Here is a 15,935-nt window from a genome sequence, read left to right on the forward strand (position 1 = left end):
CACTCTGGAAATACTTCCTTTTATAACGGGTGCACAACCTCTGAAAAAAATAACAAAGCTCTTTCCTGATCCTTCGGTACACTCTCAAGTGTTGGAATGGGGTCAAACATCTTTTCATTCCGGGTTTCACGCGGTAATGATTGCTTTTCTTTGCCTATCCTTTATCGGAATCCTTGCAAGCTTACTTTTTAAAAATACAACCCAATTTCTGTATAAAGATGAACCCTATTTGTAGCCTTCAGCAGCAATTAACACTCTATCGTAGAAAACTAGCCCTTTGCACAAGCGAAGAAACCCCATACCTTCTTAATCCTGAATCCACTATAATTCTCTGCTATGCCAGAGTTACCTATACATTCCGTCCTACCAGAGTTACTTGAAGCACTGGAAACACACAGCAATGTGGTGCTGCAAGCGCCACCAGGTGCAGGTAAAACTACCGTTGTCCCTTTGGCTCTACTGGATAGTGTCTGGCTGAGGGGTAAGAACATCATCATGTTGGAGCCCCGCAGACTTGCTGCACGCACAGCAGCTGCCCGAATGGCTTCCCAGCTTGGTGAAAAGGCCGGTGAAACAGTGGGATACCAGGTACGGGGGAGCGCAGAACCAGCGGGCGAACCCGTATTCTGGTGGTTACCGAAGGCATTCTTACCCGTCTTCTGCAATCTGATCCTGAGCTAAGCAAAACTGCCTTGGTGATCTTTGATGAGTTTCACGAGCGAAGCTTACAAGCGGATCTGTCACTGGCACTGTGCCTACAATCCCAGGAGTATCTGCGGGAAGACCTTAAGTTGCTCGTAATGTCCGCAACCCTAGAGACCGATGCTGTCGCTGAAATTCTGGGTCAGGCACCAGTGGTGGCCAGTGAGGGAAGAAGCTACCCCGTCAGTGTTGAATACCTCGATAGGCGTGAAGAACTGGAAGATGAACGTCAACTTCCCCAGCTGATGACCCGCAAAATTCTGGAATGCATCAGTAATGATACTGGCAGCCTGCTAGCGTTCCTGCCCGGTGTGGGGGAAATACGACAGATCGAAGCAACGCTGGGAGAGCGCTTCGCTGAGGAACCCCACAAGTTCAGCGATATCATAATAGTTCCGCTATATGGTGACCTGACCAGGGAACAACAAGATCAAGCCATTGCACCAGCAAAACCCGGCATGCGTAAAATTGTATTGGCCACTAATGTTGCCGAGACAAGCCTGACAATCGAGGGGGTTCATAGCGTGGTGGATTCGGGATTAATGCGTGAATCGCGCTTTGACCCCAACACCGGGATGAATCGCTTGATCACCAGCCGTATATCTCAGGCATCGGCTATTCAACGTAGTGGTCGTGCCGGCCGCCTCAGTGCAGGTCACTGCCTGCGCTTATGGAGCAAAGAGCGTCAGAACGCCCTGAGTACGAAGAATACTCCAGAGATACTTCGCAGTGATTTGGCTCCAGTTGCTTTGGAGCTGGCCCAGTGGGGAGTTACTGATGCTGAAGAGCTCCTATGGCTGGACCCCCTCCTCCTGGACCTATGGCACAGGCTCAAGAGTTACTCCAGCAGTTGGGAGCACTCGACAGTAAACTGCGCATTACTCGCCACGGCAGCACCCTGCTATCCCTCGGCTGCCATCCCCGTCTTGCCCATATGATGATCCACAGTTTTAAATGGGGATTGCGACAGCAGGCCTGCCTGATGGCAGCTCTTCTATCCGAACGGGATATCTTCCGCGGTGAGGCCCGCTGGGACAGGGATATAAGCAAGCGCATTGAGGTCCTACAGGAACGGTCCAAAGGTCGAGAAGTGGATCAAGGGGCTATCCAGAGAATTCGGCAGCAGTCACGGGCCTGGCGCACTCAGCTGGATAAACTCACGTCCAACCAACCGGTGAGCACACTATCAATTGATAGTGTCGACCACGCTGGCGTCCTCTTGGGGCTCTCCTATCCAGATAGAATCGCCATAAGCCGCCGAGATGGCAGTAGGCGCTTCCTGCTCGCCAATGGCAGGGGGGCACATTTCACTGATGATGCACTGGCCCTTTGCGATTATCTTGTAATTGCGGAACTCGATGGGAAAGGACGTGATGCCCGAATCCAGTTGGCCGCACCTATTTCGGAAACCTCTCTTAGAGGTTGCTTTGACGATCTGATAAAACAGCAGACAAGTGTTGACTGGAATGAGTCTTCCGGACGTGCGGAGGCAGTGACTCGTATCACTTTAGGAAGCTTGGTACTAAAGCAACAAACGGCCAGGGATGTTCCCGAAGGCTTGCTGAGTTGCGCTCTTCTGGGTGCCATTAGAAAGAAAGGCTTGGCACTACTTCCTTGGGGCAAAGATGCTTCTCAATTACGCAGTCGGGTGGAGTTTCTACGCCAGTGTGAGCTGGGGCCAGATCTTCTGAGCGACACTCCCCTACCCGACTGGAGCGATGCAGCGCTTTTAGCTCACCTTGAAGACTGGTTACTACCCCATCTCCAGGGCTTTAATAAGTTAGAGCAACTCAAACAACTGAACCTGTTTACCATTTTACTCGGTCAACTAACCTGGCCACACCAAAAGCGGCTGGAAGAATTGGCACCCAGCCATTTCACGGTGCCCAGCGGGTCGCGCATTCAAATCAACTATGAAGGATCACCCCCGGTATTGGCTGTGCGCTTGCAGGAATTATTTGGCATGGCACAAACGCCTACTATTTTGGACGGCCGATTCCCCTTGATGATCCACCTGCTGTCACCGGCAAAACGTCCGGTCCAAATAACCCGCGATCTCGCCAACTTCTGGGCCAACACCTATCAAGAGGTAAAGAAAGAGTTACGTATCAAGTACCAAAAGCACTATTGGCCAGACGATCCCCTCACAGCAATAGCAACTAGCAAAACCAAGAAAAGAATGGATGCGCAGTGAGCCATTAAGCCAATATTCAGGCTTGATCAGCTAGGATTTTAGATCCAGCACTTCCACACAGCAGCAGAGTCGCCCATTGTCAATCTGTGCCTGCATGTGATTGGTCAGTGGAAAATGTTAAACTCAATGGAACTTAGTCTTCATTTCCCTGCCAATAGGTAAAAATTAGCAAGACAACCTTACCTCACTAATAAACGTCTTCGGAGATGAATTTTGCACCGGACGCTTCCCTTCCTTCTTAGCCCATTTCTTCTTCTCGGTTGTAGCTTTGACGACCTTCCCGACTTCGTAATCCCTGTCTACGTGGATTACGATCAAGAGATGCGATATCTGGTAGAAGATATTAGTGACTATGCCAAGGGTATTAACCGGGACGACTTTATTATTGTCCCGCAAAATGGTATTGAACTGATCACCACCAATACCAAGACCAATGGCCCAGTAGATAACGCCTATGTAAACTCTACCGATGGCATCGCCCAGGAAGCGGTCTTCTTTGGGCAAAATGGTGATGTAGACCAACCCACCAGCAGCGCCGAAAGCGCTCGCTTGCAGGACTATCTCAACTTAGCCAAGGATAAAGGCCGCGAAATCCTTGTGACCGATTTCGCCTATACCGAGCGCAATATTGACGAATCCAATCAAGAGAATGAAGAAGCCGGCTACGTCTCCTTCGTCGCTGACGATACGGACCTGGACGATATTCCGCCCTACCCTGAAGAGCCCTTCAATGTAAACAGTAACAACATTGATGAGCTGGAGAATGTCAAAAATTTCCTTAATATCACCAATCCACGGATCTCTTCCACACGCCAGGAATTCGTCGACAAGTTATCCGAAACCGATTACGACCTGCTAGTTATCGACTTTTTCTTTAATGGCGAAGAATACACTGAAGAGCAAATTGAGCAGCTCAAGGTTAAAAATAATGGGGGGCGCAGGCTGCTAATTGCCTATATAAATATTGGTGAAGCCCAGGATAGCCGTTATTACTGGGACCCCTCATGGCCCACCAACCCACCCAGCTGGCTACTGGAAGAAGTACCAGGGGAATCAGGAAACTACTATGTAGAGTACTGGAAGGAGGGCTGGCAGAATATCATTTACGGTAACAATGACTCCTATATTTACAAAATTGTGGATGCAGGTTTCGACGGCGCCTATATGGATGGTATCGACGTATATGATTATTTCGACTCCCTAGATACCGAGGAAGGAAATTAAATCATCGCTCACTCCTGGCAGGCAACTGGGCACAGAGCCCAGATTGATTGCCAGGTGCTTGTGCCATAAGGACGAGTATTAAGCCAGCTGGCTATCTTTGTACTGTGTCACATATTGGGAAAGGCGCCCTGACATCTCCTCCGCCAGCTTTTGCAGGGCGTTGAGTGGGCGAATCATCACCTCAAACTCTACAATCTTACCGCTCTCATCAAAGCGAATGATATCCAAGCCTTTGAGGCTTTTTTCACCAATAGAAGCCTTGAATTCCAGGGCCAGGTCACGGCCGGACTCAGTGGTAAAGCTGCGGTCGTATTCAAAGCTCTCAAACACTTGCATCACAGTATTGAGAATAAGGCAAACCGCCGCTGAGCTGTGGTAGGGCTTGAAGAAAGCCGGAGAGCGAAAAATCGCATCATCTGCAACAATAGTAGGGAGCCTGGTGAAGTCTCGCGCTTCTACCATCTCATGCCACAAGGCGATTGACTCCGTTATCGAATTATTGGAATTGTTCATCAACTATCTCCCGTTCAAGCTTGTGCTTGTGTAAAAAATCCCGGCCATCGGCAAAGCCGAGCTCGTAAGTCTTTTGCGCCAGCTCGGGATTCGTGTAATCCCAAACTCTGATAAAAGGTGGTTGTGAGGGCTGCACGTAGGTCCACAGTTGATCTCCCTGTCGCCGGGTAAATCTGTCCGGGTAACGGGAATAACGGCGACTCAGCAGAATCAATACTCGACCCTCTTCCTGATCCAGTCCCGCTACCGGTATATTGTCTACCACTCCGCCATCAAGCACCGTCGCACCGCGCAATCGCATTTGTGGAGTAAAAGGCGGTGTACAAGAGGAACAAAGGATCAACTCCGCCAGCTCTTCCACACTTGTGCAGTCCTGCGCCTTATAAAATCCCTGCTTAAACCCAAGCCCCAGAGCAACCTTAGGGTGCAAGCTCCGCAACAAGTGCTTGTCGGCATAGTAAGCCAGGGCTCCAACACCCAATGCCATTCCCCCTGAGAGCAACCGTGGCGGATGGGTTACTGCAATACGTAGCTCCGCTGTAGTTTTAAGTGTGCTCATGCCCTCGCGGAATAGCTCCCACATGGCATTGCGATAGATTCCATACTGGGGAAATACTGATTCCTTTTTAAATAAGTTGCCCCAATAAGCATTCTTATCATTGGCAGCAAATGCCGACCAGAAGTGCTCCCGGGCTTCTTCTGTGCGCCCCATCAAGATTAGGCTCGCCATAAGGCCTCCGGCGGACACCGCAGTCACAGTCTTCGGGACAAGACCTATTTCACCGGCAACTGACTCCCAGAAACCAATCTGCCATGTACAGCGCCCGCCACCGCCAGCAAAAACCACCTGATCAAACATAAATCCTTTACCTTCTGCACTGGGCTTTTGATCAACTCCAAGCCCATATTCCTTTTAGCCTGCCTGCAATAATCGAGTAACTACAGCAGGCAACCGCCACACATACCCATATGCAACTAATTGCATAAGCTAATAGAATCAGCAGCTTAGCGCAACCAATGGGCCTGCCCAATACGCTCAATCATGCTGGGCATAAATGACAATGGTATTCCTGTGGCAAGTCCATTAATTGCCAAATCCAAATCGCCCCCCTTGGCCACTATTTCGGCAAGAAATGCCCTGCCATCGACCCGGCCAATCTCAAATATTTCTGTCAATGCCTCAGGGTTGGTGAAATCCCAGGACTTAATGGGAAGCCGGCGAGAGGGCTGCACATAAACCCATGTTTGCCCTTGGACACGCCGGCTGAACCAGTGGGGCAAACGTGGGTAGCGGCGGGTCGGTAGTATCAGCACCAACCCTTTATAAGCTTCCAAGCCATCAATTGGAGCATTGTCCACCACGCCCCCGTCCAGCACTTGCGCACCATCCATCCGTAGCCTTGGGGTAATCGGCGGAGTACACGAGGAACTGAGAATGAGGTGTTCAAGTTCTGCCTCATTCGCACAGTCCCTCACCCGGTAGAACACCTGTCGAAAGCCAAGCCTGGATGGCAGCTTGGGGTGCAAGCTGCGCAGCAGGTATTTGTTGATGTAGTAGAGGGTGCCGCCCGCCGCCAGGGCACAGACTGGGGGCATCCAGCGAGGCCGTAACGTCACTGCCACCCTTAAGTCGGTAGCAGCGCATAACTTGTCGAAACCTCCGTCAAATAGCTCGCGGACACCACGCCGGTATATCTCATAATGGGGAAAAACTGGTGGCTTACGCAGCAGGTTACTCCAGTACACATTCCTCTGATTCTGTTGGGTTACAGATAGGAAGTAATCTTCCGCTTCCTGACCACGCCCCATTAATACCAAGCTAGCCATAAGTGCGCCGGCAGATACTGCACTGACTACTTGTGGTGCCAGGTTAATCTCATCCTCGATAGCCTGCCAAAAACCAACCTGCCAACAGCAGCGTCCGCCACCCCCACCAAAGACTACCTGGTTGAACACGCTTACAAAGCCTGCACTCTCGTTTCAGGGGCAATCGATTTGAGCTGAGTCAGCAACGCCCTACCATCGGCGCGTCCAATATTCAGAGTCGCGGTAACGGCCTCAGGGTTGGTGAAGTCCCAGACCTTGATCGGTAAAACCCTGGAAGGTTGCACATAGGTCCACAGCTGCACACCCTGGCGTTGGGTAAAGCTGTCTGGATAACCTGGAAATCTATTTGTCAGGAGTATCAGAACCCTGCCCTGCCCAGCATCCAATCCGGCAACTGGCACATTGTCCACTACGCCACCATCCAGTATTTCAGCCCCATTCAACTGCAGACGCGGCGTAAACGGAGGGGTACAGGATGAGCTGAGAATCAAGTGCTCAAACTCATCCATATCAGAGCAATCCTGGGCGCGATAAAACGTCTGCCTAAATCCCAGGCGCGTGGCGGAAGTGGAATGCAGGCTGCGCGGGAAACCTTTATCTGTGTAATAAATTACGGCGCCAAGGGTCAGTGCCAATGGACCAACCATCCACGCCGGTGGACGGGTAACTGCGAGACGCAATTCCGCTACCGTTCTCAAGTCTTCCAGGCCATTATCAAACAGCTCTCGAATCCCATTGCGACAGATAGCGTATTGGGGAAATACCGCTTCATCACGAAATAAATTTTTCCAGTAAGCGTTTTTACGATTGTCACTGAATACAGAGCGAACGTATTGCACCGCATCCTGCCCACGGTTGATCAGTAGCAGCCCGGCAACAAGTCCCCCTGCTGATACTGCACTCACTACTCTCGGTGATAACTGGACTTCATCAACGATCGACTCCCAAAAGCCAATCTGCCAGATGCAACGACCACCGCCACCGGCAAAAACCACTTGATCAAACATGGAGTACGTCCTTTAAACTTTACGGCTCTTCCTAAGCCTCTAAATCACTACTTTTCCAAACCAAGTACTGACAATTCCCCTTTTCAATACTTATCTGCCAAATGCGATCCGCAGTCACATTAATCCCAACCCCAAAGGATTTTTATTTCTTCGCTGGATAGGTATTTCAGGAAAGCCTGTCCGTCAGCACGACCGATCTCCAGAGTTCTTCGAGTAGCCTCCGGATCACTAAATTCCCAAACGCTGATCGGTAGCGCCTGGGATGGCTGAACGTAAGTCCATAGCTGACCTCCCTTACGCACGCTGTGAAATGTTGGGAAGTTAGCAAAATGCCCGGCATCGAGAATCAGGACACGGCCTCTTACAGCATCAAGGCCCGCAACCGGTGCATTGCCCACAACCCCACCATCAAGGGCTTCTTCACCATTGAAATAGAGCCTGGGAGATAAGGGTGGGTTGCAGCAGGAGCTCAAAATTAAGTGCTCTAATTCGGCCACATTGGAGCAGTCCCGCGCCCCATAAAACATTTGGCGAAAACCAAACCGGAAAGCCATTGTTGGGTGAAGTCTTTGTGCAAATTGCTTCTCTAGGTGATCAAGCGCAATTCCTGTCGCTAAAGCCAGGGGAGACGGTAACCATGAAGGTGGGTGAATTACGCTCACTCGCAAGTCAGCAGCAGCACATAAACGCTCGAACCCCCCAGAAAACAGATGGTTCACTCCTTTTTTGTAAATGGAGAAATGAGGAAATACCGGCTCGTCAGAAATAAGGTTATTCCAGTGAATATTGCTCTGATTGTTCCTGCACACCGAATGGAAATAATCTGCCGCCTCCTCACACCTTTCCATCAACAGGAAACTTGCCACCATGGCTCCACCTGACGCAGCACAGATCACTTTAGGTGCCAACTCAATCTCCTGCGTAATAGCCATCAAGAAACCCAGCTGCCAGGTACAACGACCGCCACCTCCACCAAGGACCATCTGTTCAAACATTACTTTTCCCCACGTCAGTGTAAAAACAGCGATCTGCCAGTACATTGCGTAAAAAAAGTCGGCCGTCATGGCGGCCCATTTCACAGGTACTTCTCAGCCCCTCCGGATTTGTAAAGTCCCAAACACTGATCGGCGGAGACTTCGATGGCTGTATATAGGTCCAGAGTTGCTCCCCCTACGCTCGATGAACCAATCAGGACAACCTGGGTAACGGCGTGTCAGCAGGATTAGCACCCTGCCTTTGCCAGGATCTATTCCCCCAACCGGGACATTGTCTACCACCCCACCATCCAGTGCCTCCAGACCATGGAATCGTAATCGAGGAGTAAAAGGTGGCGTACAAGATGAGCTCAATATCAAATGCTCAAAGTCGGCTACATCAGCACAATCCTGGACACGATAAAAATCCTGGTGATACCCCAGGCGTCGCGCTGCGGAGGGATGAAGCCCGTGCAGCAGATATTTATTTGAGTAGTAAATAGCCCCTCCCATAGCCAATGACAGGGAAACCGGAAGCCAGCTCGGCGGCCGGGAGATGGCAACCCTCAACTCAGCCGCAGATCTCAGGCGAGGAAAACGTTCTGAGAAAAGTGCCCTGATACCGTTCCTGTAAATATCATAGTGGGGAAACACCGGCTCCTTGCGAAACAGGTTACGCCAATAGATATTCCTTTGATTGGCCTTAAACACAGAGGCAAAATAGTCCACAGCTGCCGGGGCTTTGCCAATCATAATCAGGCCTGCAATCAATGCGCCTGCGGACACGCCACTCACCACACGGGGGCGCAATTGAATTTTTTCAGCAACGGTCTCCCAAAACCCTATCTGCCAGGTACAGCGCCCGCCGCCACCAGCAAAGACCACCTGATCAAACATTCCGCGCAACTCCACTTTCGCGGCTAATCGTCAACAGTGCTCTCCTGCCAGTAGCATCGCCAGGAATGCTTGGCCGTCTGCGCGCCCAGCGTGAAAAACCCGGTTCAAAGCCTCGGGATTTGCAAAATCCCATACCCGGATCGACAGAGGCTGCTTGGGCTGCACATAAGTCCACAACTGTTCACCCCTATGGCAGGTAAAACACCAAGGGTACTGAGGATAATTTCTGGTCAGCAAAATCAGGACCCTACCCGGGGTCGGGTCCAAGCCCCCAACCGGCACACTATCCACCACACCACCATCAAGAATTTCCGCGCCCCTAAATTGCTGCCTTGGTGTCAAAGGGGGCGTACAAGAAGAGGTTAAAATTAGCCGTTCCAGTTCCAACTCATCAGTGCATTTGTGCACGGAAATAAAGGACTGCCGATAGCCAATCCGCCGGGCACCATCCGGATGCAAGCTGCGTGAGATATAGGTATCGGAATAGTCGATTCCAATCCCCAGAAGCAGTGCTAAAGGCCCCTTGAGCCACTCTGGTGAATAAGCGACCGCGACACGCAAGTCTGCAGTCGCACGCAGTTTTTTAAGGCCGCCGGCAAATAGTTTGCGCATGGCTCGACGGTAAATATCGTGATGAGGGAAGACCGGCTCACTCTTAAACAGGTTTTGCCAGTGGATGTTCTTACTATTGCTACGAAACTCCGAGGCAAAGTGATCTACCGCTGCCAGGGATTTCCCCATAAGGATCAGGCTCGATACCAAAGCCCCGGCGGAAACAGCACTAACCACCTTCGGGGTCAGCTGTATCTCACTGGCCACTGCATCCCAGAATCCAATTTGCCAGGTACAACGAACACCGCCACCGGCAAACACTACCTGGTCAAACATAAATTCTCTTCCCCGCCAGTCCAGTGTATCTGCAAGGAAAACGCCACTCCATCAACAGAAAAGCGTTGTCAATAAATCAAATATAAACAGGGGGAAGCAATGCGGCACCCTGCCGTTCGCCGCATCAAACATGAGAATGGGAGTTAAAAATGCACAATAAAAAAAGCGACCTTATAGGCCGCTTTTTAACTCAGACGATCATGCCATTCGGGCTAACCCGGCATTTGCGATCAATAGTAAGCCTGGGATTTATCGGTATGGTCAGTAATATCTTTCACGCCAGCAAGCTCTGGGATCTTTTCCTTCAGTGTTTTCTCAACGCCCTCTTTCAAGGTCATATCCACCATGCCACACCCCTGACAGCCTCCACCAAACTTGAGCACAGCAAACTTGTCTTCGGTAACCTCCACAAGACTCACCTGGCCACCATGAGCAGCAAGTCCGGGATTCACTTCGTTATAGAGTACGTAATTGATCCGGTCTTCGATGGGGCTGTCATCGGTAATCTTGGGCATGCGCGAGTTGGGCGCACGAATAGTAAGCTGGCCGCCCATCTTGTCTGATGAATAATCCACTCGAGCCTCATCCAGGTAAGGCACACTCCGCCCTTCGAAGTATGCCTTGAGACCATTCATCTCAATCATCACATCATCTGCCTCTTCCTCACCAGGGCGGCAGTATGCGATGCAGGTTTCGGCACTGGGTGTGCCGGGGTTAGAGACAAACATGCGAATGGCAATTCCCTCGCAGTCCTGCTTGGCCAGCAGTTCCTTCAGGTATTCCTGCGCAGATTCGGTAATGGTGACATTCAATTCTGACATAAGCCTTCTCAAATAACCGAGCTACTTTGTCGGGTATTTTACTCTCAGAAACGCTCAAGTGAAACCGGTGTATTGGCCGGGAGGTGACGAGCGTCCCTCGACGCCTCCCAAAGCCAGCCTAAACCAGGATCAGTCCCATTAGAGTCTGGGCAGTTTCCTCTGATGAGGCAGGATTCTGACCAGTCACCAACTTGCCATCCTGTACCACATAGGGCGCCCAATCGTCTTTCTTGGAGTAGTGTCCCCCTTTATCTTTGAGCATATCCTCCACCAAGAAGGGCACCACATCCACCAACTGAACTGCAGCCTCCTCGGTGTTGGTAAAGCCTGTGACACTCTTACCGGAGACCAGCGGTTTGCCATCCTGGCGCAAGGTGTGACGGAAAACACCGGGAGCATGGCAGACTGCAGCTATTGGCTTATTCGCAGCAAAGAAGTCCTCAATAAGGGAGATAGACTTCTGATCCTCCGCGAGATCCCAGAGTGGGCCATGACCTCCAGGATAAAAAACTGCATCGAAATCTGGCTCTTTTACATCAGCTAGTTTCACAGTGTTAGCCAGCACTTGCCGGGCTGCCGGATCCTGGTGAAAGCGTTCAGTTGCCGCTGTCTGGAAATCCGGTTCATCGCTTTTAGGGTCCAGTGGCGGCTGACCGCCCTTTGGAGACGCCAAGGTCACCTCAGCTCCCGCATCCTTAAAGATGTAATAAGGTGCGGCAAACTCCTCCAACCAAAAACCGGTCTTCTTACCGGTATTGCCCAGTTGGTCGTGCGAAGTCAGTACCATCAGTATTTTCATCAGTAGCCTCCAGCAAAATGAAACGTTAATTGGCGGATATCACTCGATTATCAGTATCAAAGAATGAAAAACTGTGGGAAGTCTAGAGCACCAATTAGTCACACTGTGAAATTCCCTGCCCCTTAGCCCCGTTTAGATTCTCTACCTGAAACTGCTGAATCAATGCTATTGAAAAGAGCAGGTCCTAACAGTGTATAAGGCGCAACAAAACTGCCGCCTGCTTTTTTGTACCCATGAATAGCGCAACCATAAACATAAATTGCTGTTATTTAGCAAAAAAATACCGGTTATTGTGGGGATACTCTATTGATACACTAAGTCGCCCCCTTTTTGGTGGAAGTACTGTGCTAAGATTGATGGCTCTCACGCCATCGACAACATAAGGATTGGTATATGTCCGAGCAGTCCCGTGATCAACGTCTAGAGCAACTAAATGGCACGCTCGCACAGCGCATCCTGATTTTGGATGGCGCCATGGGGACGATGATCCAAAGGGAAAAGCTGGAAGAAGCCGATTACCGAGGTGAGCGTTTCGCCGACTTCCCCCGCGACCTGAAGGGCAATAATGATCTATTGAGCCTGACCCGCCCGGAGCTGATTGAAAAGATCCACCGGGAGTACCTGGAAGCCGGCGCAGACATTATCGAAACCAATACTTTTAACGCGACCCAGCTGTCCCAGTCAGATTACGATATGGAACACTTGGTGGTGGAGATCAACCGAGCTTCCGCAGAGATTGCGCGCCGCGCAGCGGATGCACTTTCCACCCCAGAACGCCCGCGCTGGGTAGCCGGCGTAATCGGCCCCACTTCCCGTACCGCCAGTATTTCACCAGACGTCAATGATCCCGGCGCACGCAATGTCACTTTTAATCAGCTGGTAGAAAATTATGTAGAAGCGGGCCGCGCCTTGATTGATGGTGGCAGTGACCTGATCTTAATTGAAACCATTTTTGACACCCTCAATGCCAAGGCAGCCATCTATGCGATGCAGCAGCTCTTTGAGGAGCTGGGTTTCGAATTGCCGATTATGATTTCCGGCACCATTACCGATGCCTCCGGCCGCACCCTTTCCGGCCAGACTACCGAAGCTTTTTACTATTCCGTTGCCCACGCAAAACCGATTTCTGTGGGGCTTAACTGCGCCCTGGGCGCCACCGAATTGCGCCCTTATGTGGAAGCCTTGTCAGGCGCCTGTGCCTCTTATGTCTCCGCCCACCCCAACGCGGGACTGCCCAATGAATTTGGCGAATACGACGAAACCCCGGAGCAGACCGCCGCAATCGTAGCGGAATTTGCCCGCAGTGGATTTATCAATATCCTCGGCGGCTGCTGCGGTACCACTCCAGATCATATCCGCGCAATTGCCGAAGCGGTGGCCGATTTGGCCCCACGACAATTGCCAAAAATTAAACCCGCACTGCGTCTATCAGGCCTGGAGCCATTTGTCGCCGATGAAAATGCCCTATTCGTCAATGTGGGCGAGCGTTGTAACGTCACGGGCTCCGCCCGATTTAAGCGCCTGATCCTGGAAGAGGATTACGACACCGCCTTGCAAGTGGCTGCTGCACAGGTGGAAGACGGTGCACAGGTGATCGACTTCAATATGGATGAGGCGATGCTCGACGCATTTGCCGCTATGCGCCGGTTCCTCAATCTTGCCGCTACCGAGCCGGATATTGCCAGGGTGCCATTTATGGTGGATTCCTCCAAATGGGAGGTGATCGAGGCCGGACTGCAGTGTATTCAGGGCAAGCCCATAGTGAACTCCATCAGCCTCAAGGAAGGCAAAGAGGAGTTTATCGAAAAGTCCCGGCTGTGCCTGCGCTATGGTGCGGCTGTGGTGGTGATGGCTTTTGATGAAGATGGCCAGGCGGACACCTTCGAGCGAAAAATTGAAATCTGTAAGCGCAGCTACGATGTATTGGTGGATGAAGTCGGCTTCGATCCCACCGATATTATTTTCGACCCGAATATTTTCGCCGTCGCCACCGGTATTGAGGAACACAACAATTACGCGGTGGACTTTATCGAAGCCTGCCGCTGGATTCGCGCAAACCTGCCCGGTGCCCAGATCAGCGGCGGCGTATCCAATGTTTCCTTCTCCTTCCGGGGCAACAACCCGGTACGTGAGGCCATCCATTCCGTATTCCTGTTTCACGCCATTAAAGCCGGCCTGAATATGGGTATCGTTAACGCCGGCCAGCTGGCGGTTTATGACGAATTGCCAGAGGAACTGCGAGACAAAGTCGAGGACGTAATCCTTAACCGCAGCCCGGATGCTACTGAGGCCCTGCTGGAAATCGCTCCCAAGTACCAAGGCGATGGTGGAGGAGCTGCGCGCAAAGAGGACCTGAGCTGGCGCCAACTGCCCGTGAACGAACGCTTGGCACACTCCCTGGTAAAAGGCATAAACAACTACATCGAGGAAGATACCGAAGAGGCCCGTGCCAACTCCTCACGCCCGCTGGATGTGATTGAAGGCCCGCTGATGGATGGCATGAATATCGTCGGCGACCTGTTTGGTGAAGGGAAGATGTTCTTGCCCCAGGTTGTGAAATCCGCCCGGGTAATGAAACAGGCGGTAGCCTACCTACAACCGTATATTGAAGCGGAAAAAACCGAGGACAGTCGCTCCAACGGCCGCATCCTGATGGCTACTGTTAAAGGGGATGTGCACGATATCGGCAAGAATATCGTGGGAGTCGTGCTGGCCTGTAACAATTACGAAGTAATCGATTTAGGCGTTATGGTCCCTGCGGAAACCATCCTTCAAACTGCGCGGGACAAAGAATGTGACATTATTGGCCTGTCTGGCCTAATCACCCCCTCCCTGGATGAAATGGTTCACGTAGCTGCCGAGATGGAGCGCCAGGAGTTTGATATTCCCCTGCTTATCGGTGGAGCCACCACCTCCAAAGCCCATACCGCCGTGAAAATTGACCCCCAGTTTCATCGCAACCAAGTGGTGTATGTGGCGGATGCATCCCGCGCCGTAGGTGTGGCCAGCAGTCTGATTTCCGATGAGCTGCGCCCGGCTTTCGTGGAAAAGGTCCAGGCCGAATATGAGAAAGTGCGCACCCGCACCGCCAACCGAAAGCGCAATGACATCCGCCTGACCTACGAGGAGGCGCGTGACACCGCACCGGAGTTCGACTGGAAAAACTACCAGCCGGCACGCCCCAACAAGCTGGGCCTCACCGTGATCGACAATTTCCCCTTGGAGAAATTGCTCGATACTATGGACTGGACCCCCTTCTTTATCTCCTGGGATTTGGCAGGTAAATTCCCAGCGATCCTTGAAGACGAAATCGTAGGAGAAGCAGCTACCGATCTCTACAACAATGCTCAACGCATGTTAAAAGAGATTATCGATAAGAAACTATTGCGTGCACGTGCCGTATTCGGCCTCTGGCCCGCCAATAGCGTCGGCGACGATATCATCGTCTACAAGGACGAAAGCCGCAGCGAGGAACTGGCCCGCCTTCACCATATGCGCCAACAGGTACAGAAACGCGGCGGCGATGGTCTGTGCCGCTCTCTGGCGGACTTCGTTGCGCCGCTGGAATCCGGCCAAATAGATTATGTGGGCGGCTTTGCAGTAACCACCGGTATCGGCGCAGATGAGCTGGCGGAGGGTTACGAAGCCAAACATGATGATTACAACGCCATTATGGTAAAAGCCCTGGCAGACCGTATGGCGGAATCCTTTGCCGAGACATTACACCGCCTGGTCCGTAAAGAATATTGGGGCTATGCGGCAGATGAAACGCTCAGCAACGAGGAGCTGATCAAGGAGGCTTACCAAGGTATCCGCCCTGCCCCGGGCTATCCGGCCTGCCCAGATCATTCGGAAAAAGCCACTCTATTCAAATTACTGCAGGCGGAGCAAAATGCAGGCGTCAGTCTTACTGAACACTTTGCCATGATGCCTGCAGCCGCAGTGAGTGGCTGGTACTTTGCCCACCCCCAGGCAAAATACTTCAATGTCGGCAAAATTGGCAGGGACCAGCTGCAAAGTCTTGCCAAACGAAAAGGTGTCAGCGAACTGGAACTGGAGCGCTGGCTACGTCCCAATCTGGAGGAGTGA

At 51.7% G+C, this 15,935-nt stretch carries 14 protein-coding genes; 5 read left to right on the forward strand and 9 right to left on the reverse strand.

All coding sequences use genetic code 11. The annotated features are described in order from the left end of the window. The first annotated feature begins 336 nt into the window (after positions 1-336). The 4 genes from P3339_RS13390 to P3339_RS13405 all read left to right on the forward strand — a co-directional run bounded on the left by P3339_RS13390 (position 337) and on the right by P3339_RS13405 (position 4,120). Complete coding sequence (locus P3339_RS13390) at positions 337-681, forward strand: DEAD/DEAH box helicase (RefSeq protein WP_282950796.1); 345 nt, start codon at positions 337-339, stop codon at positions 679-681. Beyond that, a complete protein-coding gene (locus P3339_RS13395; RefSeq protein WP_282950797.1) occupies positions 630-1,640 on the forward strand; it encodes a helicase-related protein in 1,011 nt (336 codons plus the stop codon). Before P3339_RS13390 ends, P3339_RS13395 begins: the two co-directional genes overlap by 52 nt. Before the next feature lie 44 nt (positions 1,641-1,684). Further along, positions 1,685-2,896 carry an ATP-dependent helicase C-terminal domain-containing protein gene (locus tag P3339_RS13400; protein ID WP_353056930.1) on the forward strand — a complete coding sequence of 404 codons (1,212 nt, stop codon included), beginning with the start codon at positions 1,685-1,687 and terminating at the stop codon, positions 2,894-2,896. A gap of 213 nt (positions 2,897-3,109) precedes the next feature. Further along, positions 3,110-4,120, forward strand: coding sequence for an endo alpha-1,4 polygalactosaminidase (locus P3339_RS13405; RefSeq protein WP_282950798.1), 1,011 nt, complete (start codon positions 3,110-3,112; stop codon positions 4,118-4,120). Between the two features lie 78 nt (positions 4,121-4,198). Here P3339_RS13405 and P3339_RS13410 read toward each other — a convergent pair whose 3' ends face one another. The 9 genes from P3339_RS13410 to P3339_RS13450 form a co-directional block, all read right to left on the reverse strand. Continuing rightward, positions 4,199-4,633, reverse strand: a complete 435-nt coding sequence (locus tag P3339_RS13410) for a nuclear transport factor 2 family protein (protein ID WP_282950799.1) — start codon at positions 4,631-4,633, stop codon at positions 4,199-4,201. Beyond that, entirely contained in the window at positions 4,617-5,492 is an 876-nt protein-coding gene (locus tag P3339_RS13415) for a patatin-like phospholipase family protein (protein ID WP_282950800.1), read from the reverse strand. The genes P3339_RS13410 and P3339_RS13415 overlap by 17 nt, the downstream gene beginning before the upstream one ends. A 146-nt stretch (positions 5,493-5,638) precedes the next feature. Beyond that, a complete protein-coding gene (locus P3339_RS13420; protein WP_282950801.1) occupies positions 5,639-6,589 on the reverse strand; it encodes a patatin-like phospholipase family protein in 951 nt (316 codons plus the stop codon). Between the two features lie 2 nt (positions 6,590-6,591). After that, positions 6,592-7,467, reverse strand: a complete 876-nt coding sequence (locus tag P3339_RS13425; protein WP_282950802.1) for a patatin-like phospholipase family protein — start codon at positions 7,465-7,467, stop codon at positions 6,592-6,594. Between the two features lie 119 nt (positions 7,468-7,586). Continuing rightward, entirely contained in the window at positions 7,587-8,462 is an 876-nt protein-coding gene (locus P3339_RS13430) for a patatin-like phospholipase family protein (protein ID WP_282950803.1), read from the reverse strand. A gap of 93 nt (positions 8,463-8,555) precedes the next feature. Continuing rightward, on the reverse strand, positions 8,556-9,338 hold the full coding sequence (locus tag P3339_RS13435) for a patatin-like phospholipase family protein (RefSeq protein ID WP_282950804.1): 783 nt from the start codon (positions 9,336-9,338) through the stop codon (positions 8,556-8,558). Positions 9,339-9,368: 30 nt separating this feature from the next. Then, the gene (locus P3339_RS13440; RefSeq protein ID WP_020415132.1) at positions 9,369-10,226 is read right to left on the reverse strand and encodes a patatin-like phospholipase family protein; all 858 of its coding nucleotides are present in this window, start codon (positions 10,224-10,226) and stop codon (positions 9,369-9,371) included. Between the two features lie 230 nt (positions 10,227-10,456). Beyond that, positions 10,457-11,047, reverse strand: coding sequence for a Fe-S biogenesis protein NfuA (gene nfuA, locus P3339_RS13445; RefSeq protein WP_020415131.1), 591 nt, complete (start codon positions 11,045-11,047; stop codon positions 10,457-10,459). A 118-nt stretch (positions 11,048-11,165) separates the two neighbouring features. Beyond that, entirely contained in the window at positions 11,166-11,846 is a 681-nt protein-coding gene (locus P3339_RS13450) for a type 1 glutamine amidotransferase domain-containing protein (RefSeq protein ID WP_020415130.1), read from the reverse strand. A 393-nt stretch (positions 11,847-12,239) separates the two neighbouring features. On the opposite strand from P3339_RS13450, the gene metH reads away from it, so the two are divergent. Then, complete coding sequence (gene metH / locus P3339_RS13455; RefSeq protein WP_282950805.1) at positions 12,240-15,935, forward strand: methionine synthase; 3,696 nt, start codon at positions 12,240-12,242, stop codon at positions 15,933-15,935.

This window comes from Microbulbifer sp. MLAF003 (assembly GCF_030012965.1).
Lineage (GTDB): Bacteria > Pseudomonadota > Gammaproteobacteria > Pseudomonadales > Cellvibrionaceae > Microbulbifer > Microbulbifer variabilis.

Excerpts from the sequence above, each read along its gene's own strand:
- P3339_RS13450 (WP_020415130.1), bottom strand. The coding sequence starts at position 11,846 with ATGAAAATACTGATGGTACTGACTTCGCACGACCAACTGGGCAATACC.
- P3339_RS13410 (WP_282950799.1), bottom strand. The coding sequence starts at position 4,633 with ATGAACAATTCCAATAATTCGATAACGGAGTCAATCGCCTTGTGGCAT.
- P3339_RS13415 (WP_282950800.1), bottom strand. The coding sequence starts at position 5,492 with ATGTTTGATCAGGTGGTTTTTGCTGGCGGTGGCGGGCGCTGTACATGG.
- P3339_RS13400 (WP_353056930.1), top strand. The coding sequence starts at position 1,685 with ATGGCAGCTCTTCTATCCGAACGGGATATCTTCCGCGGTGAGGCCCGC.
- metH (WP_282950805.1), top strand. The coding sequence starts at position 12,240 with ATGTCCGAGCAGTCCCGTGATCAACGTCTAGAGCAACTAAATGGCACG.
- P3339_RS13390 (WP_282950796.1), top strand. The coding sequence starts at position 337 with ATGCCAGAGTTACCTATACATTCCGTCCTACCAGAGTTACTTGAAGCA.
- P3339_RS13430 (WP_282950803.1), bottom strand. The coding sequence starts at position 8,462 with ATGTTTGAACAGATGGTCCTTGGTGGAGGTGGCGGTCGTTGTACCTGG.
- P3339_RS13435 (WP_282950804.1), bottom strand. The coding sequence starts at position 9,338 with ATGTTTGATCAGGTGGTCTTTGCTGGTGGCGGCGGGCGCTGTACCTGG.
- P3339_RS13440 (WP_020415132.1), bottom strand. The coding sequence starts at position 10,226 with ATGTTTGACCAGGTAGTGTTTGCCGGTGGCGGTGTTCGTTGTACCTGG.
- P3339_RS13425 (WP_282950802.1), bottom strand. The coding sequence starts at position 7,467 with ATGTTTGATCAAGTGGTTTTTGCCGGTGGCGGTGGTCGTTGCATCTGG.
- nfuA (WP_020415131.1), bottom strand. The coding sequence starts at position 11,047 with ATGTCAGAATTGAATGTCACCATTACCGAATCTGCGCAGGAATACCTG.